Origin of the sequence: Lysinibacillus fusiformis, from assembly GCF_003049525.1 — a bacterium.
GTDB classification, from domain to species: Bacteria; Bacillota; Bacilli; order Bacillales_A; family Planococcaceae; genus Lysinibacillus; species Lysinibacillus fusiformis.
In genome coordinates this window covers 188,894-211,270 of the sequence record NZ_PYWL01000001.1, presented here as the reverse complement: position 1 = coordinate 211,270, position 22,377 = coordinate 188,894, and the positions used below count along the sequence as shown (strand labels likewise).

General features: G+C 38.4%; 18 protein-coding genes. All 18 read left to right on the top strand.

The window, feature by feature from the left end; all coding sequences use genetic code 11:
• The first annotated feature begins 224 nt into the window (after window positions 1-224).
• The 18 genes from C9J29_RS01065 (at window position 225) to pnp (ending at window position 22,369) form a co-directional block, all read left to right on the top strand.
• Complete coding sequence (locus C9J29_RS01065; protein ID WP_008181400.1) at window positions 225-1,019, top strand: isoprenyl transferase; 795 nt, start codon at window positions 225-227, stop codon at window positions 1,017-1,019.
• Entirely contained in the window at window positions 1,016-1,816 is an 801-nt protein-coding gene (locus C9J29_RS01060) for a phosphatidate cytidylyltransferase (RefSeq protein WP_089985341.1), read from the top strand. The genes C9J29_RS01065 and C9J29_RS01060 overlap by 4 nt, the downstream gene beginning before the upstream one ends.
• A 62-nt stretch (window positions 1,817-1,878) precedes the next feature.
• Entirely contained in the window at window positions 1,879-3,024 is a 1,146-nt protein-coding gene (gene dxr / locus C9J29_RS01055; RefSeq protein ID WP_089985343.1) for a 1-deoxy-D-xylulose-5-phosphate reductoisomerase, read from the top strand.
• A 46-nt stretch (window positions 3,025-3,070) separates the two neighbouring features.
• Window positions 3,071-4,333: an RIP metalloprotease RseP gene (gene rseP / locus C9J29_RS01050; protein ID WP_008181395.1), complete on the top strand. Its 1,263-nt coding sequence runs from the start codon at window positions 3,071-3,073 to the stop codon at window positions 4,331-4,333.
• Window positions 4,334-4,481: 148 nt separating this feature from the next.
• Window positions 4,482-6,188: a proline--tRNA ligase gene (locus tag C9J29_RS01045; protein ID WP_089985346.1), complete on the top strand. Its 1,707-nt coding sequence runs from the start codon at window positions 4,482-4,484 to the stop codon at window positions 6,186-6,188.
• A gap of 272 nt (window positions 6,189-6,460) precedes the next feature.
• A complete protein-coding gene (locus C9J29_RS01040; protein WP_008181390.1) occupies window positions 6,461-10,792 on the top strand; it encodes a PolC-type DNA polymerase III in 4,332 nt (1,443 codons plus the stop codon).
• A 340-nt stretch (window positions 10,793-11,132) separates the two neighbouring features.
• Window positions 11,133-11,603: a ribosome maturation factor RimP gene (gene rimP, locus C9J29_RS01035; RefSeq protein WP_025113965.1), complete on the top strand. Its 471-nt coding sequence runs from the start codon at window positions 11,133-11,135 to the stop codon at window positions 11,601-11,603.
• Window positions 11,604-11,633: 30 nt separating this feature from the next.
• Complete coding sequence (gene nusA / locus C9J29_RS01030) at window positions 11,634-12,773, top strand: transcription termination factor NusA (RefSeq protein ID WP_008179001.1); 1,140 nt, start codon at window positions 11,634-11,636, stop codon at window positions 12,771-12,773.
• Between the two features lie 136 nt (window positions 12,774-12,909).
• Window positions 12,910-13,188 carry an RNase P modulator RnpM gene (gene rnpM / locus C9J29_RS01025; protein WP_025113966.1) on the top strand — a complete coding sequence of 93 codons (279 nt, stop codon included), beginning with the start codon at window positions 12,910-12,912 and terminating at the stop codon, window positions 13,186-13,188.
• Entirely contained in the window at window positions 13,185-13,493 is a 309-nt protein-coding gene (locus tag C9J29_RS01020; protein ID WP_008178997.1) for a YlxQ family RNA-binding protein, read from the top strand. The genes rnpM and C9J29_RS01020 overlap by 4 nt, the downstream gene beginning before the upstream one ends.
• A gap of 14 nt (window positions 13,494-13,507) precedes the next feature.
• Window positions 13,508-15,790, top strand: coding sequence for a translation initiation factor IF-2 (infB, locus tag C9J29_RS01015; protein ID WP_008178989.1), 2,283 nt, complete (start codon window positions 13,508-13,510; stop codon window positions 15,788-15,790).
• Complete coding sequence (locus C9J29_RS01010) at window positions 15,790-16,068, top strand: DUF503 domain-containing protein (protein WP_008178987.1); 279 nt, start codon at window positions 15,790-15,792, stop codon at window positions 16,066-16,068. Before infB ends, C9J29_RS01010 begins: the two co-directional genes overlap by 1 nt.
• Before the next feature lie 77 nt (window positions 16,069-16,145).
• Complete coding sequence (gene rbfA / locus C9J29_RS01005) at window positions 16,146-16,487, top strand: 30S ribosome-binding factor RbfA (protein WP_008178985.1); 342 nt, start codon at window positions 16,146-16,148, stop codon at window positions 16,485-16,487.
• A gap of 122 nt (window positions 16,488-16,609) precedes the next feature.
• Window positions 16,610-17,521: a tRNA pseudouridine(55) synthase TruB gene (truB, locus tag C9J29_RS01000; protein WP_043990545.1), complete on the top strand. Its 912-nt coding sequence runs from the start codon at window positions 16,610-16,612 to the stop codon at window positions 17,519-17,521.
• 12 nt (window positions 17,522-17,533) lie between these two features.
• Window positions 17,534-18,484 carry a riboflavin biosynthesis protein RibF gene (gene ribF / locus C9J29_RS00995; RefSeq protein WP_008178983.1) on the top strand — a complete coding sequence of 317 codons (951 nt, stop codon included), beginning with the start codon at window positions 17,534-17,536 and terminating at the stop codon, window positions 18,482-18,484.
• Window positions 18,485-18,637: 153 nt separating this feature from the next.
• Window positions 18,638-18,907, top strand: a complete 270-nt coding sequence (rpsO, locus tag C9J29_RS00990) for a 30S ribosomal protein S15 (RefSeq protein ID WP_008178982.1) — start codon at window positions 18,638-18,640, stop codon at window positions 18,905-18,907.
• 373 nt (window positions 18,908-19,280) lie between these two features.
• A complete protein-coding gene (locus C9J29_RS00985; protein WP_008178975.1) occupies window positions 19,281-19,805 on the top strand; it encodes a DoxX family protein in 525 nt (174 codons plus the stop codon).
• 449 nt (window positions 19,806-20,254) lie between these two features.
• The gene (gene pnp / locus C9J29_RS00980) at window positions 20,255-22,369 is read left to right on the top strand and encodes a polyribonucleotide nucleotidyltransferase (protein ID WP_008178973.1); all 2,115 of its coding nucleotides are present in this window, start codon (window positions 20,255-20,257) and stop codon (window positions 22,367-22,369) included.
• Window positions 22,370-22,377: the final 8 nt, after the last annotated feature.

Here is a 22,377-nt window from a genome sequence, read left to right as displayed (position 1 = left end):
TATGAGCTGAATCATAGAGAAAAGCATAGATGAAATATACAATGTTATGCATCACATAAATATTGATTAATTTTTTAACAAACTTATTCTTTAAGAATGTGTATAGTTCTAAAATACGCTAGTACATACATAGTCAATTTAGAGGGGAAAAAAAAGACAAAAAGCGCTTTTGTTTGTTATGATAGGTTAGTATACGTCCGATTAGTTGTAGTGGGGGAGTTAGCATGTTTAAAAAGCTATTAGGTAAACAAATAAATATGGATACACTATCATTGGAGGAGCGTGTGGCCCTAACTAAAAGCGAGCCGATTCCTGCCCATGTAGCGATTATTATGGACGGAAATGGACGTTGGGCAAAAAAACGAGCTATGCCACGTGTTGCTGGTCATCATGAGGGAATGAAGACAGTACGTAAGGTCACGAGATTTGCGTCTGATTTAGGCATAAAGGTATTAACCGTATATGCATTTTCCACTGAAAACTGGAAACGCCCAAAACCTGAAGTAGATTTTCTCATGCGGCTACCAGTCGAGTTTTTAGGTTCCTTTTTACCCGAGATGATGGAACGTAATGTACGTGTCGAAATGATTGGAGATCCATCTTTATTACCTGCCCATACACAAAAAGCGTTGTATGAGGCAATGGAAGAAACGAAGCATAATACAGGCCTTATTTTAAATTTTGCGCTGAATTATGGAAGTCGTTCTGAGATGGTTAATGCCATGAAAATGATGCTTCAAAAAGTGCAGGACGGTCAATTAACAATGCAAGACCTAACAGAAGAATGCTTAACGTCTCATTTAATGACGGCCCATTTGCCTGAACCGGATTTATTAATTCGTACAAGTGGTGAAGTACGCTTAAGTAACTTTATGCTTTGGCAGCTTGCCTATACGGAATTTTGGTTTACAGATACATTATGGCCAGATTTTAGTGAGGAAACCTTACTGGAAGCGGTGGAAAACTATCAAAAGCGTAATCGCCGTTATGGTGGGTTGAAGGGAGAAGAAACAACTTGAAACAACGAATTATTACCGCAATAATTGCAGCAGCACTTTTCATTCCATTCGTTATTTATGGAAAAGTACCATTTGCCATACTTGTGCTAGCAATGGCTATTGTCGGTTTTTATGAAATACTAAAGATGAAAGGTATTTCGATTTTTTCTGTGCCTGGCTTCTTAGGGCTTGTCACTTTAATTTTACTTGTCATACCGAACGACTGGAGTGAAAAGGTTGTAGATTTAATAGGCTATTCGTCTAATCTAATGGTAGTCTATGGTCTAATGATGTTACTCCTGATTTACGTCGTTTTAGTAAAAAATAAAATAACTTTTGATGAAGTTGGTTTTATTTTATTAGGTGCATTTTATGTGGGCTTAGGGTTCCATTACCTAATTGAAACAAGGAACGTAGGCTTAGAGTACGTTGTCTATTGTTTATTAGTCGTTTGGACAACGGATTCAGGTGCTTATTTTGTCGGAAGAAAATTTGGTAAGAATAAGTTATGGCCTGAAATCTCACCTAAGAAAACGATTGAAGGCTTCATCGGTGGAATTGTCATTGCCGTCATTTTCGCTGTCTGTATGCAACTCATTTACCCATTCGAAGATGGTTATATATCACTTGTAGTCGTAACAATTTTCGCCTCCATTATTGGTCAGATGGGCGACTTAGTAGAATCTGCTATTAAGCGTCATTTTGATGTAAAGGATTCAGGTAATATTTTACCAGGGCATGGCGGGATATTAGATCGTTTCGATAGTCTATTGTTCGTCGTGCCTTTGCTTCATTTTTTAAATTTGTTTGGTAGTTAATCCGAACTTTTAAGGACATCTATTCATACATTTGCTTAGATAGAAAAAGGGGACAATGTGTTGTGAAAAAGATTAGTTTATTAGGTGCAACTGGTTCAATCGGTTGGCAAACCTACGATATTTTAAAAGAACAACGTGAAGCTTTTCAATTAGTAGCTTTCTCTTCAGGGAAAAATATAAAGAAAACACGAGAGATGATTGATAACTTAAAGCCCGAATTGGTTTCTGTGCAGCTAGAAGAAGATGCGCTGCTGCTTGCTAAGGAGTATCCGACAATTCACTTTACATTTGGCGCAAAAGGCTTAGTGGAGGTTGCTACACATCCAGATTCGACGATTCTTGTCAATGCAGTGCTCGGAAGTGTTGGGCTGGAATCTACTTTAGCAGCCATTCGAATGGGCAAAACAATTGCTATTGCTAATAAAGAAACACTTGTGACAGCCGGGCATTTAGTGATGGCTGAAGCGAAAAAATATAACGCAACTATTCTGCCTGTTGATAGTGAGCATTCAGCTATCTTCCAATCGATGAATGGTGAAGACCCAAAATATATTGAACGTTTAATTATTACTGCTTCAGGTGGCAGCTTCCGTGATAAAACAAGGGACCAATTAAAACATGTGACTGTCGCTGACGCACTGAATCACCCGAATTGGTCGATGGGCGCAAAGATTACAATAGATTCTGCAACAATGATGAATAAAGGTTTAGAAGTGATTGAAGCGCATGTTTTATTTGATATGCCATACGAAAAAATTGATGTACTTTTGCATAGAGAAAGTATTATTCACTCTCTAGTTGAGTATCATGATACTAGTGTGATTGCTCAATTAGGTACACCAGATATGCGCGTTCCTATCCAATATGCTTTAAGTTATCCTGATCGAATCCCGTTACATAATGGTCAGCGACTGAATTTAGCGCAAATTGGTCAGTTACATTTTCAAGAAATGGACTTTGAACGTTATCCAGCATTGCGATTAGCATATGAGGCTGGCCGTACTGGTGGTACCATTTTAACAGCAATGAATGCAGCGAACGAAGCAGCAGTTGCAGCTTTTTTACAAGGGAAAATAACATTCCTTCAAATCGATGAGACAATTGAACGTGTGATGCAAGCACACCAAAACATTGCAATACCAGATTTACAAACGATTTTACAGGTGGACAGTGAAACAAGAAAAATAGTGTTAGACATGGTAAAATAACGAGAGCAATGTATCGTTAACTAATCGCTTTTAAAGGTGGGGTATTATGCAAACAGCCATTGCATTTATTTTAATATTTGGTTTGCTCGTCTTCTTCCATGAACTTGGACACTTCTTATTCGCCAAACGAGCAGGTATTCTAGTACGTGAATTTGCCATTGGAATGGGACCCAAAATATATGGGAGAACGCATGGAGAAACAATGTATACTGTTCGTTTATTGCCTATCGGGGGATATGTACGAATGGCTGGCGAAGATATGGATGGCACTGAATTACAGCCAGGATATCGAATAGGGCTTGTTGTCAATGAAGATAATGTTGTTAAAAAAATCATTTTCAATCAAAATAATAAGCAATTACCAGATTTATTATTTTTAGAAGTTGAACGTGCTGATTTAGAAAAAGATTTGTTTGTAGAGGGCTATGATGAAGAAGAACGATTAGTTCGTTATCAAGTAGCGAGAGATTGTGTCCTTGTGGAAAATGGACGAGAGCTTGTCATTGCACCTCATGATCGTCAATTTAATTCTAAAACGGTTGGCCAACGAGCGATGACTATTTTTGCAGGACCATTTTTTAACTTTATTCTAGCTTTCGTGATTTATTTAGTTATTGGATTAATTCACGGAGTTCCAACATATGAGCCAGTTATCTCTGAAGTAGTAGAAAATAATCCAGCTGCGGAGGCTGGGATGCTTGCAGGTGATAGAGTTACAGCCATTGATGGACAAGCTGTTGAAAAGTGGCAGGATTTAGCTGCAATTATTCAGGATCATCCAAACGAAGAGATTATGGTGACCGTAGATCGAGATGGACAATCTATCAACTTAAATATGACTGTTAAGGAAGTCCAGCAGGATGGAGAAAAGTATGGTCAAATTGGTGTGCTTTACGATAGCCCGAGAGAATTTAATCCACTAAAGGCTGTTGTCTATGGGGCACAAGAAACCTATAATATGACTGTCAAAATATTTGAGCTTCTAGGTATGTTGATTACTGGTAAGTTTACAATAGACGCTTTATCTGGTCCTGTAGGTATTTATAAAGCAACCGAGCAAGTAGCTCAGTACGGTATTATGAACCTAATGAATTGGGCTGCAATGTTAAGTATAAATCTAGGAATTATGAACTTACTTCCATTACCTGCTTTAGATGGTGGTCGCTTATTATTCTTTGGTTTTGAAGCTTTACGAGGGAAACCAATTGACCGTCAAAAAGAAGGAATTGTTCATTTTGTAGGAATTGTTCTACTAATGATTTTAATGGTAGTTGTCACATGGAATGATATACAGAGATTTTTCTTTTAATAAATGACTAGCAAATTCTAGCTTTACAATTAAAAGGAATTTTATTTATAGCTTTGGGCGCAATTTCTACGAAACATTGCGCTCAAAGCTAAATTTGTTTATGCTATTGAGAGTATAAATTTATCTATTAAAAAAGGTGGAACACTGAATGAAGCAAAGTAAAACATTTATCCCAACGTTACGTGAAGTACCTGCTGATGCTGAGGTAAAGTCACATAAGCAATTACTACGTGCAGGGTTTATTCGTCAAAATACAAGTGGGGTATACTCGTATTTACCGCTTGCAAAACGTGTGTTATCAAAAATTGAAACAATTATTCGAGAAGAGATGGAGGCCATCAATTCGATTGAGCTATTAATGCCATCTCTACAATCTGCTGAGCTTTGGCAAGAGTCAGGTCGCTGGGAAAAATACGGTCCAGAATTAATGCGCTTGAAAGACCGTCATGACCGTGATTTTGCATTGGGGCCAACACATGAAGAAGTAATTACAACTTTAGTACGTGATGAAATTAAATCTTATAAAAAATTACCGTTAACACTTTATCAAATTCAAACGAAATTCCGTGATGAAAAACGTCCACGCTTTGGTTTACTACGAGGAAGAGAATTTATTATGAAAGATGCGTATTCCTTCCATGCATCTCGTGAAAGCTTAGATGAAACATATGATGATATGTACCGTGCTTATTCTAATATTTTCTCACGTCTTGGCTTAAACTATCGCGCTGTTATCGCTGATGCAGGTTCTATCGGCGGAAAAGGTACACATGAGTTCATGGTACTTTCTGAAATTGGAGAAGATACAATTGCCTACTCAGATACATCTGACTATGCAGCAAATATTGAAATGGCTGAAGTCATTGCAGATTACCAGACATCTGATGAAGCATTAAAAGAAGTTGAAAAAGTAGCGACACCAGATCAAAAAACAATTGAGGAAGTTTCAGCATTCCTACAAGTAAAACCTGCTAATGTTATAAAGTCTCTTGTCTTTGATGTAGATGGAGAGCTTGTAGTTGTTCTTGCGCGTGGAGATCATGAAATCAATGATATTAAATTGAAAAATGCTCTTGAAGCGGGTTCTGTAGAGCTTGCAAGTGAAGTAGCGATTCGTGAGCTATTAGGTTGTGGTGTTGGCTCCATTGGACCAGTGAAGTTACCGGTAGACGTAAAAGTAGTAGCTGATCATGCGATTAAATCTATTCGTAATGGTATTGCAGGTGCGAATGAAGATGGATTCCATCTAGTAAATGTTAATCCTGAGCGTGATTTTGCTGTGAATGACTACTTAGATATTCGTTTTATTCAAGAGGGTGATCCTTCTCCAGATGGACAAGGTACGATTAAATTCGCGGAAGGCATCGAGGTTGGTCATATTTTCAAACTAGGTACTACATATTCTGCTAAAATGAATGGTACTTTCTTAGACGAGCAAGGGAAATCCCAACCATTTATTATGGGTTGCTATGGTATTGGTGTTTCTCGTATTCTAGCTGCGGTAGCTGAGCATTTCCAAGATGAAAATGGCTTCACATGGCCAACGCAATTAGCACCGTACGATATCCATGTTGTTCCTGTGAATACTAAAGATGAAGCGCAAGTAGCTTTAGCAGATGAGCTTTACGGCTTATTAAAATCATATCGCTATGATGTACTACTAGATGACCGTGCCGAGCGTGCCGGCGTTAAGTTTGCGGACGCTGATTTAATTGGTTTACCTGTTCGCGTAACGGTTGGTAAAAAAGCAATAGAAGGTATTGTGGAAGTGAAGTTCCGACAAACTGGGGAAACATTTGAATGGAAAAAAGAAGAAGTGATTGACCACTTAAATGAATTTTTCCGTAAAAATTAATAACCTCTTATGGTTGGTTTTAAATGGAAGTGAATGCTTCTAATAGAGGCTTTCATGTAATTTTGATAAAATAGGAATAAATAAATTCGCGACAATTCTGCGGGACGGTGAGCCAAGCAAAGAAAAACAGATAGTCTAGACTATCTGTTAAGCTTGAAGAGCGCCCGCAGTGAGGGAGCGAATTTTTTTCTGGCATTCTTGTCCTATGTTGAAGATGAATTAGAAAAGAGGCTTATACGGAATGCCTCCTTCTGAAAGTAGGTGTCGATAGATTGGAACAGCAACAAGAGGCAAGAACGAGATTTCGGATGCTTTTGCAGCAACTAGAGTTAACAGATGATGTGTACATGTCATTTTTTGAAGAAGGTGAGTTATCACGGCTAACAGTCCATAAAAAGGATAGACTATGGCATTTTACTATTCAATTACGTGATATACTGCCATTTCCGCTTTACCAGCTTTTCCGTACCCATTTAACAGATAAATTTTCAGCAATCGCACAGGTTTATACAACCATTGAGACACAAGAGAAAAGTGTAACAGAGGAACTTGTCCAAGCTTATTGGCTAAATGTTGTTGAGCAAATTGATGAGATGGCACCAACATTGAAAAATTGCCTTATCTCTCAAGTGCCGATGTGGAATGGTCAGAAAATCACATTAGCCTGTATGCAGGAAATGGAATTCATGATGTTAAAAACGAAGTATTCCGACAAGCTAGCAGAAAGCTATTGTCAATTCGGTTTTCCAAAAATGGCGATAGATTTTGTGCTTCAAGAACAAACGGAAGAAATGATTGCTGCTCAGGAAGCGTTTATGGAACAAAAGCGCATGGAAGAAGCAGCTCTATCTCAGCAAGCGATGCAGGATTTCCAAAAACGAGAGCAAGAGAAGAAGGACAATCCAGCTATTGCGAACCTTGGTGATCGTCCATTCCAGCTTGGTATGCTTATTAAAGACGATGAAATTATGGAAATAAAACGCATTGTTGAAGAGGAACGCCGTGTAATTGTTGAGGGCTTTGTCTTTGATGCAGAAATTAAAGTACTGAAAAGTGGACGCTCTTTATTACAAATTAAAATTACCGACTATACGGACTCTATCATCGTCAAAATGTTCTCACGTGATAATGACGATGCTGAACTGATGCAGCACCTAAAAAAGGGAATGTGGGTTAAAGTTCGAGGCTCCGTCCAAACAGATACATTTATTCGTGATTTAATCGTCATGGCTAATGATATTAATGAAATAAAAAAAGAAACACGTCAGGATCTAGCACCAGAGGGTGAAAAGCGAGTAGAGCTACATTTGCATACACCAATGAGCCAAATGGACGCTGTGACGCCCGTTGATCGCCTAGTTGCACAGGCAGCAAAATGGGGTCATCCAGCAGTAGCTATTACAGATCATGCTGTTGTACAATCCTTCCCTGAAGCATATGCAGCAGGGAAAAAGCATGGTATTAAAGTAATTTATGGCTTGGAGGCTAATTTAGTTGATGATGGTGTCCCTATAGCTTATGCACCAGAGCACCGCTTATTAGAAGAAGCCACTTATGTTGTCTTTGACGTGGAAACGACAGGGTTATCAACTGCTTACGATACAATTATTGAGCTGGCGGCAGTAAAAATTAAAGATGGCCAAGTCATTGATAAATATGAAAGCTTTGCAAACCCACATCATCCGCTTTCAGCAACGACTATTGAATTAACAGGTATTACGGATGATATGGTTCGTCATGCACCAGAAGTAGAGCAAGTTATAAAAGAGTTTCATGCATTTATTGGTGATGGGATTGTTGTTGCTCATAATGCGTCATTTGATATTGGTTTCTTGTATACGGGCTATAAAAAATTTGGTCTTGAAGGAACAACACATCCAGTCATTGATACATTAGAGCTAGCTAGATTGCTGTACCCAACAATGAAAAATCACCGTTTAAATACACTTTGTAAAAAATTCAATATTGAATTAACACAACATCACCGAGCGATATACGATACAGAGGCGACAGGCTATTTACTATTACAATTATTAAAAGATGCCGATGAATTAGTCATTAAATACCATGATGATTTTAATAAGCATATTGGTGGTGGGGACGCCTATAAAAAAGGTCGACCCATGCATTGTACTATTTTAGCTGTTGATAATGCGGGCTTAAAGAATTTATTTAAAATTGTTTCACATGCCCATACAAAAACATTCTATCGAGTTCCTCGTGTGACAAGAGCTGTTCTAGAGCAATATCGAGAAGGTTTACTAGTCGGTTCTGGTTGTAGTAATGGTGAATTATTTGAAACGATGATGAATAAATCACCTGAGGAAGCTGAACAAGTGGCTAAATTCTATGATTATATTGAGGTGCAACCGAAAGCAGTATATGCACCATTAATTGAACGTAATGTCGTGCGTGATGAATGGACATTAGAGGATATCATAAGAAAGCTTGTTAAGTTAGGGAAGAAGCTCGATAAACCAGTTGTGGCAACGGGAAATGTTCATTATTTGGATCCGACAGATGCTATGTTTAGACAAATACTCGTTGGTTCTCAAGGTGGTGCAAACATCTTAAATCGATCCAAACTACCTGAGGTGCATTTTAGAACAACGGATGAAATGCTAAAAGAATTTGATTTCTTAGGACCAGATCTGGCTAAAGAAGTTGTTGTGACGAATGCACAAAAAGTAGCTGACAGCATTGGAGATGTTAAGCCGATTAAGGATGATTTATATACGCCCAAAATTGAAGGCTCTGATGATGAAGTAACCAATTTAACGTATGAAATGGCTCATCATATTTACGGTGAGGAGCTACCCGAAATTGTAAAAGCTCGAATTGAAAAAGAACTAAAATCTATATTAGGACATGGTTTTGGTGTAATTTATTTAATTTCTGCGAAGCTGGTGAAGAAATCTTTAGCTGACGGTTATTTAGTAGGTTCTCGTGGTTCCGTGGGCTCTTCATTAGTCGCAACCTTTATGGAAATTACGGAGGTTAACCCATTGCCTCCGCATTATGTTTGCCCAAATTGTAAGCATTCTGAGTTTTTTGATGATGGTTCGGTTAGCTCAGGCTTTGACTTACCGAATAAAGACTGCTCAGAATGTGGAACACCTTATAAAAAAGATGGACAAGATATTCCATTCGAAACCTTCCTTGGCTTTAAAGGGGATAAGGTACCCGATATCGATTTAAACTTTTCTGGTGAATACCAGCCGAAGGCCCATAATTATACCAAGGTATTATTTGGTGAGGATTATGTGTACCGTGCAGGAACAATCGGTACGGTGGCGGAGAAAACAGCATATGGTTATGTCAAAGGCTATGCGAATGATCACAACTTGCATTTCCGCGGAGCTGAAGTGGATCGTTTAGTGCAAGGATGTACAGGGGTCAAGCGAACTAGTGGGCAACACCCAGGGGGAATTATCGTAGTACCTGATTATATGGATATTTTTGATTTCTCTCCAGTACAGTTCCCAGCAGATGCTCAGGATGCAGAATGGCGTACAACCCATTTCGACTTCCACTCGATTCATGATAATATTTTGAAACTAGATATACTTGGACACGATGATCCGACGGTTATTAGAATGCTACAGGATTTATCAGGAATAGATCCAAAAACGATTCCTACTGATGATCCTGTCGTCATGCAAATTTTTAGTTCACCTGAAACGTTAGGTGTCACTGAAAAACAAATTGGCTGTAAGACGGGAACATTAGGTATTCCTGAATTCGGTACTCGCTTCGTACGACAAATGTTAGAGGATACAAAGCCTTCTACATTCTCAGAGCTTGTGCAAATTTCCGGATTATCTCATGGAACAGACGTATGGCTAGGTAACGCACAAGAATTAATTCATAACGGGACATGTGTCTTGAAAGAAGTAATTGGTTGTCGTGACGATATTATGGTGTATTTAATTTACCAAGGTCTAGAGCCATCGTTAGCATTTAAAATCATGGAGTCTGTACGTAAAGGGAAAGGCTTATCAGAGGAATTTGAAGCAGAGATGCTCGCCAATAAAGTACCAGGATGGTATATCGAGTCATGTAAAAAGATAAAATATATGTTCCCGAAAGCCCATGCTGCCGCATACGTATTAATGGCGGTTCGTATTGCTTGGTTTAAGGTCCATTTTCCAATCCTATACTATGCAGCATATTTCACGGTACGTGCAGATGACTTTGATTTAATTGCTATGGTTCAAGGTTCACAAATGATTCGTGCCCGTATTGACGAAATCAATTTAAAAGGTCTAGATGCCTCTACAAAAGAGAAGAACTTATTAACGGTAATGGAGCTAGCACTAGAAATGTGTGAACGAGGAATGAGCTTCCAGAAAGTTGACTTGTACCGTTCGCAGGCAAGTGAATTTGTCATTGAAGGCAATACATTAATTCCACCTTTTGATGCAATCCCAGGACTTGGTACGAACGTAGCCAAAACGATAGTGGCTGCTCGAGAAGATGGAGAGTTTTTATCAAAGGAGGATTTACAGCAACGAGGCCGTGTTTCGAAGACACTAATCGAATACATGGATCAGCTGGGCTGTTTAGAAGGCATGCCTGATGCTAATCAGTTATCTCTCTTTTAAAATGGAATGAGCTGGATTCATTCAAAGTTTAATCTGTAAAACCATTGCCAATTTCAAAATCCTGTCACAATATGGTTATCTTTAATGAAGGAAATTTGCATTATACCAAGAACTATGCTATTCTAATGGTAATAATTTGTTGATATTTTTCCAGCAAAAGAGTGGGGCTTACCCGCTCTTTTCTGTTGTTATACCGTAGCAAACAAATTTTGACTAACAGCAGGTAAGACCGTAAAATTTCACCAAAGCAACTGGTGGAATTTCTGTTTTATTATGGTTCATTCCACTACGAATACTGTAATGAATGGTTGACACGCTAGAATAGATACAGGAGGAAATAATGAGCAAAGTACCATCTTTAATTGAAGAGCTCGCTAAACCAATAGTAGATGAGTTAAATCTGGAGTTAGTGGATATTGAGTTCGTAAAAGAAGGGCGTAACTGGTTTTTACGCGTCTATGTTGATACACCAGAAGGTAGCATCGACATTGACCAATGTGCTCAAGTAAGCGAACGACTAAGTTTGTTATTGGATGAAAAAGATCCAATTACACAAAACTATTATTTAGAAGTTTCATCACCTGGAGCGGAGCGTCCCTTAAAAAAGGATGCTGATTTTGAAAAGGCAATTGGTAAGTTTATTTATGTAAAAACCTATAAGCCCATAAACGACATGAAGGAATTCCAAGGCTACTTAACATCCTACGATGAACATACATTAGTGATGGAAGTGCGCATTAAAACGCGTAAAATTACAGTAACAATAGAACAAGAAAAAATCGCATTGGCACGATTAGCCATCGATTTTTAAGCATAATGCATATTTAGGAGTGAAAACAAAATGAGTAGTGATTTGTTAGATGCGCTGAATGCGCTAGAAGAACAAAAAGGAATTTCAAGAGATGTGTTAATTGAAGCAATTGAGGCGGCATTAGTCACAGCTTACAAACGCAACTTCAACCAAGCACAAAATGTTCGAGTGGACTTAAATTTAGATAAGGGCTCTATCCGCGTGTTTTCACGTAAAGATGTTGTGGAAGAAGTAGAAGACGATCGTCTACAAATTTCTTTAGAGGACGCAAAGGTTATTAACCCAGCTTATCAATTAGAAGATATCGTGGAACAAGAAGTAACGCCACGTAACTTCGGCCGTATTGCTGCTCAAACAGCTAAACAGGTAGTAACACAACGCGTACGTGAAGCGGAACGTGGTTTAATCTACGAGCAATATGTCGATCGTGAAGATGATATCGTAACAGGTGTTGTGGAACGTTTAGATGCGCGAAATATTTATGTAGGTTTAGGTAAAGTAGAGGCTGCATTGCCAGTCAATGAGCAAATCCAGGGCGAAACCTATCGTCCGCATGATCGCATCAAAGTATATATTACAAAAGTTGAACGTACAACACGCGGTCCACAAGTGATTGTATCTCGAACACATCCAGGATTATTACGCCGATTATTTGAGATGGAAGTACCTGAAATTTATGAAGGAATTGTAGAGATTAAATCGATTGCTCGTGAAGCAGGAGATCGCTCAAAAATTTCTGTCTATGCACATAACGAAGAAGTAGATCCAGTAGGTTCTTGTGTTGGTGCAAAAGGTGCACGTGTACAAACAATTGTTAACGAATTAAACGGCGAAAAAATCGATATCGTAGAATGGTCAGAAGATCCTGTTGTATTCGTTGCCAATGCACTTAGCCCATCGAAAGTTTTAGATGTTCAAGTAAACGAAGAAGAAAAATCCACAACGGTTGTTGTACCAGACTATCAATTATCGCTAGCTATTGGTAAACGTGGCCAAAATGCACGTTTAGCTGCGAAACTTACTGGCTGGAAAATTGATATTAAGAGTGAGACAGATGCTCGTGAATTAGGTATCTATCCATCTGCTACAAGCACTTTCGTACCTGCTGAAGATGAAGAAAGTGATTTTGATGAAGTGGCAGTAGATTTATATCAAGACGACGAAGAATAAGTAAGAAAGCCCGTGTGACGAGTTACCTGACAGTATTCAGTGGGCCCCCTACGCCGACTGAATACTGTCAGAGCGTCAAGTAGAGCACGACTTGTCCACCTCTTACGACAAGCTTCAGAGAGGAATGGTGATTCTTATGGCTGTTAACAAAAAAATACCTCTTCGTAAATGCGTAGCAACTGGAGAAATGCTGGCAAAGAAAGAAATGATACGTGTTGTTCGTTCAAAAGAGGGCGAAGTAAGTGTAGATATCTCCGGGAAAAAACCTGGGCGTGGTGCCTATGTCTCTAAATCAGAGAAGGCAATTGATATCGCTCGTAAGAAAAATGTATTGGGGCACCAACTTGATGTGAAAATTCCTGAAGAAATTTACGAGGAGCTTATTTTGCTAATTCGTAGGGAGTCAATTTTATGATTAATCAAGCAATATTTAATTTGCTTGGAATTGCGGCAAGAGCCCGTAAAGTGATTTCAGGAGAAGAGTTAGTAGTAAAGGAAGTCCGGAATGGCAATGCTAAGTTAGTACTGCTTGCAAACGATGCTTCTAAAAACTCAAGTAAGAAAATTCAAGATAAGTGCACGTACTACAACGTTGAGTATCATGTAATTGGAGATCGTTACGATCTAGGACATGCTACAGGTAAGGAGGCCCGAGTGGCTTTAGCGATTACCGATAAAGGTTTTGCAAGTAAATTGTCTAGTCTACTCAACGAAAAATAATCGGGGGTGAGCAGATGACCAAAATCAGAGTTCATGAATATGCGAAACAAGTGAATAAAACGAGTAAAGAGGTTATTGAAGCACTTAGTAAATTAAATGTGAGTGTAACTAATCATATGTCTATGTTAGAGAAAGACATCGTGTCAAAGTTAAACCAAACATTTAAAGCAACACCTGAGAAAAATGTAGGAAAACAAGCAACTCAAAACATATCACAAAAACCTCAATCGAATGGTCAACAAAACCATTCGGTGAAAAAGCAAGAAGGTCAAAGGCAGCAATCTGCTACTTCTAAGCCTAAAGCAAATAATCAGCAACACACACAGCAACACTCAAATTCGTCTAACGAAAAATCTAAGAATGCAAAAGGTAATCAAAACAGAAATATGACACAAAATAATAATAATAACAATAATAATAATAATCGTAGAGGTGGCGGTGGTTACAACCAACGTCCAAAACCAGGGATTCATGGAGGCAAACGTCGCCATCCAAAAACGCATCAACCATCAATACCGCTTAAACAAAAGGAACTTCCAGAAAAAATTACTTTTGTTGAATCATTATCAGTAGCAGAATTAGCAAAAAAATTACACCGTGAGCCATCTGAAATTATCAAAAAATTATTCATGCTTGGGGTAATGGCAACAATTAACCAAGAATTAGATAAGGATGCAATTGAATTAATTTGCGCAGACTATGGTGTAGAAGTGGAAGAAGAGATTCGTGTAGATATTACGGACTTAGAAACACACTTCGAGCAAACAGAAGAAGTAAATGAAGCTGAATTATCAGAGCGTCCGCCAGTTGTGACAATCATGGGTCACGTTGACCACGGTAAAACAACATTATTAGATTCTATTCGTAATACTAAAGTGACTGCAGGTGAAGCTGGGGGTATTACGCAGCATATCGGTGCCTACCAAGTAACAGAAGGTGACAAGAAAATCACTTTCCTTGATACACCAGGACACGCTGCTTTCACAACAATGCGTGCACGTGGTGCAAAAATAACGGATTTAACAATTTTAGTAGTAGCTGCTGATGATGGTGTAATGCCACAAACGGTAGAAGCAATCAATCACGCAAAAGCAGCAGAAGTACCAATTATTGTAGCTGTGAATAAAATGGATAAACCATCTGCAAATCCAGATCGTGTGATGCAAGAATTAACTGAACATGGCTTAGTTCCTGAAGCATGGGGTGGCGAAACGATTTTCGTACCAATTTCAGCATTAAAAGGTGAAGGCATTGACACATTACTAGAAATGATTTTACTTGTTGCAGAAGTAGGTGAGCTAAAAGCAAATCCTGACCGTTTAGCTCTTGGAACAGTAATTGAAGCTCAGCTAGACAAAGGACGCGGTTCAGTTGCTACGCTGTTAGTGCAAGACGGTACATTAAAAGTGGGTGACCCAATCGTTGTCGGTCATACATTTGGTCGAGTTCGTGCAATGGTGAATGATAAAGGCCGTCGTGTGAAAGAAGCTGGACCATCAACACCAGTAGAAATTACAGGTTTAAATGATGTACCTCAAGCAGGGGACCGTTTTGTTGTCTTTGAAGATGAAAAAACAGCTCGTCAAGTTGGGGAAACTCGTGCAATGTCAGCTATCCAAGCACAACGTTCTGAAAAACAACGTGTAACGCTTGATAACTTATTTGAGCAAATGAGCCAAGGCGAAATGAAAGAGCTGAACTTAATCGTTAAGGCAGACGTACAAGGTACTGTAGAAGCAATGGCTGCTTCATTAATGAAAATTGATGTAGAAGGCGTAAATGTGAAAATTATTCACACTGGTGCAGGTGCCATTACGGAATCTGATATTTCTCTTGCTGCCGCTTCCAATGCTATTGTTATTGGTTTCAATGTACGTCCAGATGTCAATGCAAAACGTGCTGCAGAAGAAGAAGGCGTAGATATTCGTTTACACCGTATCATTTACAAAGTAATTGAAGAGATTGAGCAAGCAATGAAAGGTATGCTTGATCCTGAATTTGAAGAAAAAATTATTGGTCAAGCAGAAGTTCGCCAAACAATTAAAGTATCAAAAGTTGGTACAATTGCTGGTTCGTATATAATTGAAGGAAAAGTAACACGTGATTCAGGCGTTCGTGTAATTCGCGATAACGTAGTTATTTTTGAAGGTGAATTAGATACGCTTAAGCGTTTCAAAGACGAAGTAAAAGAAGTAGCAAGAGGATACGAATGTGGTATTACGATTACAAACTTCAACGATATTAGAGAAGGCGACATTATTGAAGCCTACATTATGGAAGAAGTTAAACGAGTATAATGATTGTATACGCAGAGGTTGAATTTATCATTCAAACTGCCCATTCGTTAAAAGAAAAACGTGCTGTCTTACAGCGTATGATTACCCGCACTAAGCAGAAGTTTAATGTTTCTATTGCGGAAATTGACCATCAAAACGTATGGCAGCGCACCAAATTAGCACTTGTAGCTGTTTCTTCATCGAAAGAGGCAGCTGAACGGGAAATTAATCACGCGCTCCACTATTTAGAGTCAAATCCGTCATGGGAACAGCTTAATGTGTGGCGAGACTATTTATAAGGAATAGTAGGTAGTTGAGATAGCTAAGTAGCATAAAAAGATCAACTATCTGTACATCGAAATAGAGGTGACAAATTATGTCTCTACGTTCAAACCGTGTTGCTGAGCAAATGAAAAAAGAGCTTGGTGATATTCTTGGCCGTAAAATTAAAGATCCGCGTGTTGGTTTTGTTACTGTTACAGGTGTTGAGGTAACGGGTGATTTACAGCAAGCGACTATTTATATTACATCTTTAGGCAATGAACGTGAACGCGAGGAAACGATTAAAGCTTTAGTAAAAGCTTCCGGTTTCATTCGATCAGAAATTGGTTCACGTATTCGTTTACGACGCACACCAGAATTAATCTTTGAATTCGATTCATCGATTGAGTACGGAAACCGTATTGATACATTGCTAAGAGGTTTACACAAAGAATAAGCTGAAAAAGTCTGCCACTTGCATGTTCATGCAGGCAGGCTTTTTATCTTCATAAAGAAGATTTTTGATCTGGTAATAATGCAAGGTAAATTTTATTTTAAAGGCAATTTGGGAGGATGTATATGAACGGTATTTTACCGCTTTGGAAAGAAAGAGGCATGACAAGCCATGATTGTGTCTTTAAGCTGCGTAAAATTTTACGTACAAAAAAGGTTGGGCATACAGGAACTTTGGATCCAGGTGTGGAAGGTGTACTACCAATTTGTATTGGCCAAGCCACTCGAATTGCAGAATATTTAACAGATGCAGGGAAAACCTATGAAGCTATTATTTCCATTGGTCGCACAACGACAACGGAGGATGCAGAGGGCGAAACGGTTGCAGAGGATCATTCAGTTAAGAAGGTTTCTCGTGAGCAGTTGCAAGAGGTTTTAGCTTCATTAACAGGTGTTATTGAGCAAACTCCACCAATGTTTTCAGCGGTCAAGGTAAATGGTAAACGTCTCTATGAATATGCTCGAAAAGGTGAAACAGTTGAAAGACCTACTCGTCAAGTTACCATTTATGCTTTAGAGCTTCTCGATGACCATGAATCCTACGAGGGGCAGGAGATAACATTCCCAGTTCGTATCGATTGTAGTAAAGGGACTTATATTCGTACATTAGCTGTCCAAATTGGGGAGGCTCTTGGTTATCCAGCGCATATGAAAGAGCTCGTACGTACTGCTTCAGGTACCTTTACGCGCGATAACTGTTTTACGCTAGCACAGGTTGCGGAGCTTATGGATGCAGAGCAGGTGACTACTTGTATTTTACCTGTCGAGTATGCATTAACAGACTATCCATATATTGAGATTACCTCTGCCATTGAAAAAGAAATTTTCAATGGACAGGTGCTTCCAGCAGATACATTGTTAAAGATACATGATAAAATTGTCTTTGGAATCAATGGAAAGGCAGTTGCGGTTTATCAAGCTCACCCTACAAAGGCAGGTTTGATGAAACCACACAAGATGTTTCCGACGATAGAGTAGGAGGATTTTTCAATGGAGGTCATTCATTTAAAATACCCACATCAATTACAGCAAAGAGAAAGCATGCAACCCTATTCATTAGCGCTTGGCTTTTTCGATGGTGTACATAGAGGGCATCAGGCTGTTATCAAGGCGGCAAAGGAAGAGGGAGAGAAGCGTCAAATTCCAAGCGCAGTAATGACATTTGACCCGCATCCATCATTAGTCCTTGGAGGGCGTAACGAAAAGGTTTTTTATATTACCCTCTTACAGCAGAAATTGCAGCTTTTTGAAGAACAAGGCGTGGATACAGTATTTGTTGTTCATTTCACATCTGATTTTGCTAAGCTATCTCCAGCCGCATTTATTGATACATTTATTCGTGGATTAAATATTCAACATGTGACAGCTGGCTTCGATTATTCATTTGGGGCATTTGGTAAAGGGACAATGGAAGATATGCGTGCATTAAGCAATGGTGATTATGGTGTGACAATTGTTGAGAAGAGAACGGATGATGTGGAGAAAATCAGCTCAACCCGTATTCGCCAACTTTTACAAGAGGGTGATATGGAAGCAGCGAGAACATTATTAGGACGACCATTTGAAATTAACGGAATGGTTGTACATGGTGATAAACGTGGTCGAACAATTGGCTTCCCAACTGCAAATGTCCAAGCTTTAGAAGGTACTTTTATTCCAGCAAGTGGGGTCTATGCTGTTCGTCTGCTAGTCCAAAATGCTTGGTATGATGGTGTCTGCAATGTAGGCTACAAACCAACGTTTAAAGATCCAAACGATAAGCAATTGTCCATTGAGGTTCATATTTTAAATTTTGATAAGAATATTTATGGCGAAGAAGTACATGTAGCTTGGTATAAACGTATTCGAAGCGAAAGAAAATTTGACGGTATTGATGCTTTAAAAACGCAAATCGAAAAAGATAAACAAGAAGCTATACAATATTTTAACGATCTACAATAGAGTCAACTAAGTAATGGTTTATACTTGCTTGACCCAATCATTTATGGTAACATTCATAAGTGCATAATGCTCAACCTTAGCTCGGTATATCGAAGACTCCAACGTTTACTGTGCTAGTGGGGATAAATAATTTTTCTTAGGAGGTCCATACAAATGGCTATTACAAAAGAACGTAAAAACGAAATTATCGCTGAGTACCGTACTCACGAAAGTGACACTGGTTCACCAGAAGTACAAGTTGCAGTATTAACAGCAGAAATCAATGCTCTAAATACTCACTTACGTACACACAAAAAAGATTTCCACTCTGAGCGTGGTCTTCTTAAAATGGTAGGTCGTCGTCGTCACTTATTAAAATATCTTCGTGAAACTGACGTACAACGTTACCGTGAACTAATCAACCGTTTAGGCTTACGTCGCTAATTACAGCGGGCTGTAGACAAACTTATGTTTTGTCTACAGTCTTTTTTTATTGAAAAATGGAAATGACCTTTTAGGGTAGCTCACTTCTCATCTCCATTTTTATTTTGTTCGATAATAAGCCATAACTTTTTTACGCTCCGGTGAACGAGCTAGAAAAAACATGTTCTAACCAATAAAAGGGTGATATATTCTAATCACATTTCGCAACCAAATTCAACCAGTCCTATGTGAATCTAGCTTTATTGTCCAATCGAGTTGAATCAAGAACGAATTGAATAGTAATCGTTTTTATTTAGCCATGAATGGCCTTTAACAGATTACTTCAGCTTGTGAAATGTGAAAACAAAATTTTATGGTGAGAAGGTGCAGTTGGATGTTTAACAAAATATTAAGAGAGAATAATATTGTTGCAGGGATTTTGACAATTATTCGCATCTATCTAGGTTGGCATTGGCTAACAGCCGGTTGGGGAAAATTGATGAATGGATTTGATGCATCCGGTTTTTTAGCAAATGCAATAGCAAATCCAGTAACTGGCGGCGAGGAGTTAGCATATCCACTATATGTAAAGTTTATTGAAACATTTGCTTTACCCAATGCTGAAATTATTAATTTCCTTATTCCTTGGGGAGAGTTTTTAGTTGGCCTAGGATTAATACTTGGATGTTTAACAACGTATGCTGCATTTTTTGGGATGGTTATGAACTTTGCATTTTTAATGGCAGGTACTATATCAAGTAATCCTTGGGATATTTTACTCGCTATCTTTATAGCAGCAGCTGGTTTCAATGCCGGTAAGTTTGGATTGGATCGTTTCGTCATTCCAGCTATCAGCAATAAGATTCAAACAGCAAAAAACAAAGATAAAATAGCTAGACCGCTGTCTAAAACTACATAATTTACATAAAAGAGACATGAAATGCCCCGTGAATGCTAGTTTGACGGGGCATTTATTTTAATTTTTCTCTCTTGACACACTTAAACTTTACTACATACTTAACTTTCTTTATACTAGTAGGATGTTGTATGACAAGTACCGTGGTATAATAAATCTATTGTGTATAGCCTGCACTTGAAATAATAATGTGAAGAAGCATTTATATCTATTTACATACATTACTTTTCGTCAGGAAGGATCAATTTAAGTCAATTCCATATAACAAAAGTATAAAAATGTTTTTTCAATAAAATATAGAAATAAATCTTAAATAAATTGGCAATAACTGAATTTAAATGTATGATTATTTCAAGAAATATTTTTGAGCATAGAACAAGCATTTTTGGTACACTTACAATTAGTACATACAGACGAAGTAAGTGTTTTTATAATAGAGAGGGGTTCATTGAATGAACGAAAAGAAAGTCTATTCCTACGAATGGGCTGGCCGTCCACTTGTAATTGAAGTAGGACAGTTAGCAAAACAAGCAAACGGAGCTGTATTAGTACGCTATGGCGATACTTCCGTATTATCTACAGCCACAATGTCAAAATCACCAAAACCACTTGATTTCTTCCCATTAACAGTAAACTATGAAGAACGTCTATATGCTGCAGGTAAAATTCCTGGCGGCTTTATTAAGCGTGAAGGGCGTCCATCTGAGAAAGCTATATTGGCGAGCCGTTTAATCGACCGTCCAATCCGTCCGATGTTCCCAGATGGTTTCCGTAACGAAGTTCAAGTGATCTCTATGGTTATGTCAAATGATTCTGACTGTACGTCTGAAATGGCAGCAATGGTTGGTTCTTCATTAGCTTTGGCTATTTCTGACATTCCATTTGATGGACCGATCGCAGGTGTACAAGTTGGTTATATTAACGGGGAGTTCATTGTGAATCCAACAGTGGAACAATCGAACCAATCGACAATTCATTTATCTGTAGCAGGGAACAAGGACGCTATCAACATGGTTGAAGCTGGCGCACTTGAAGTTCCAGAAGAAGTGATGTTAGAAGCGATTATGTTTGGACATGAAGAAATTAAAAAAATTATCGCATTCCAAGAGCAAATTGTGGCTGAGGTAGGAAAAGAAAAGAAACCAGTTACATTATTTGAAATTGATGAAGCAATCCAAGCGGATATAAAGGCTGCTTGTGAGACGGATATGCATGATGCTATTCAAACTGCTGAGAAACATGCTCGTGACGAAGCGATTCAAGCTGTAAAAGATCGTATTATTGCTTCCTATGAAGAGCAAGAAGCAGATGATGATACGATGAAGCAGGTTTATACAATACTTGATAAGATGGTAAAAGATGAAGTACGTCGTCAGATCACTGAAGATAAAATTCGTCCAGATGGTCGTAAACTAGACGAGATTCGACAACTTTCCTCTGAAACAGGAATATTACAACGTACTCACGGTTCAGGTCTATTTACACGTGGACAAACTCAAGCACTTTCTATCTGTACGTTAGGTGCGCTTGGTGATGTACAAATTATTGACGGTTTAGGTGTCGAAGAATCAAAACGCTTCATGCACCACTATAATTTCCCTCAATTCTCGGTTGGTGAGACAGGACCAATTCGTGGACCAGGTCGTCGTGAAATTGGTCATGGAGCTTTAGGAGAACGTGCACTGGAAGCAGTTATTCCTGATGAGTCTGTTTTCCCATATACAATTCGTTGTGTATCAGAAGTACTTGAATCAAATGGTTCAACATCTCAAGCCTCTATTTGTGCATCTACATTAGCTATGATGGATGCTGGTGTTCCTTTAAAAGCACCAGTTGCAGGTATTGCAATGGGCCTTATTAAAAAAGGTGAACATTATTCTATTTTAACAGATATTCAAGGTATGGAAGATCATCTAGGTGATATGGACTTTAAAGTGGCTGGTACAGCTAAAGGTGTAACAGCTCTACAAATGGACATTAAAATCGATGGCCTATCACGCAATATTTTAGAAGAAGCATTGACACAAGCTAAAGTAGGTCGTATGCATATTTTAGAATCAATGCTTGCGACACTTGCAGAGCCACGTACACAATTATCTGAATTTGCACCAAAAATCGTGATTGTTAAAATCAATCCAGATAAAATTCGCGATGTTATTGGACCTGGCGGAAAACAAATTAATAAAATTATTGAAGAAACGGGCGTTAAGATTGATACAGAACAAGATGGTACAATCTATATTTCTTCTGCTAATGAAGAAATGAATGCACGCGCAAAACAAATTATTGAAGATATCGTACGTGAAGCTAAAGTAGGGGAATACTACTTATCGACAGTGAAGCGTATTGAAAAATTCGGTGCGTTTTGTGAAATCTTCCCAGGTAAAGATGGCTTGCTTCACATTTCTGAAATTCAGGAGGAACGTACAAAGCAAGTGGAAGACGTCTTAAAACTTGGCGATCAATTACTAGTAAAAGTAATTGAAATTGACAAACAAGGTCGTGTGAATTTATCTCGTAAAGTAGTACTACAAGAGGAAAAAGAACGCGCTGAACAACAAAAATAATAAAGATA

Bases quoted from the DNA above. Each gene is read 5' to 3' on its own strand.
- C9J29_RS01065 (WP_008181400.1), top strand. From the start codon at position 225: ATGTTTAAAAAGCTATTAGGTAAACAAATAAATATGGATACACTATCA.
- rseP (WP_008181395.1), top strand. From the start codon at position 3,071: ATGCAAACAGCCATTGCATTTATTTTAATATTTGGTTTGCTCGTCTTC.
- C9J29_RS01045 (WP_089985346.1), top strand. From the start codon at position 4,482: ATGAAGCAAAGTAAAACATTTATCCCAACGTTACGTGAAGTACCTGCT.
- rimP (WP_025113965.1), top strand. From the start codon at position 11,133: ATGAGCAAAGTACCATCTTTAATTGAAGAGCTCGCTAAACCAATAGTA.
- nusA (WP_008179001.1), top strand. From the start codon at position 11,634: ATGAGTAGTGATTTGTTAGATGCGCTGAATGCGCTAGAAGAACAAAAA.
- rnpM (WP_025113966.1), top strand. From the start codon at position 12,910: ATGGCTGTTAACAAAAAAATACCTCTTCGTAAATGCGTAGCAACTGGA.
- C9J29_RS01020 (WP_008178997.1), top strand. From the start codon at position 13,185: ATGATTAATCAAGCAATATTTAATTTGCTTGGAATTGCGGCAAGAGCC.
- infB (WP_008178989.1), top strand. From the start codon at position 13,508: ATGACCAAAATCAGAGTTCATGAATATGCGAAACAAGTGAATAAAACG.
- C9J29_RS01010 (WP_008178987.1), top strand. From the start codon at position 15,790: ATGATTGTATACGCAGAGGTTGAATTTATCATTCAAACTGCCCATTCG.
- rbfA (WP_008178985.1), top strand. From the start codon at position 16,146: ATGTCTCTACGTTCAAACCGTGTTGCTGAGCAAATGAAAAAAGAGCTT.
- truB (WP_043990545.1), top strand. From the start codon at position 16,610: ATGAACGGTATTTTACCGCTTTGGAAAGAAAGAGGCATGACAAGCCAT.
- ribF (WP_008178983.1), top strand. From the start codon at position 17,534: ATGGAGGTCATTCATTTAAAATACCCACATCAATTACAGCAAAGAGAA.
- rpsO (WP_008178982.1), top strand. From the start codon at position 18,638: ATGGCTATTACAAAAGAACGTAAAAACGAAATTATCGCTGAGTACCGT.
- C9J29_RS00985 (WP_008178975.1), top strand. From the start codon at position 19,281: ATGTTTAACAAAATATTAAGAGAGAATAATATTGTTGCAGGGATTTTG.
- pnp (WP_008178973.1), top strand. From the start codon at position 20,255: ATGAACGAAAAGAAAGTCTATTCCTACGAATGGGCTGGCCGTCCACTT.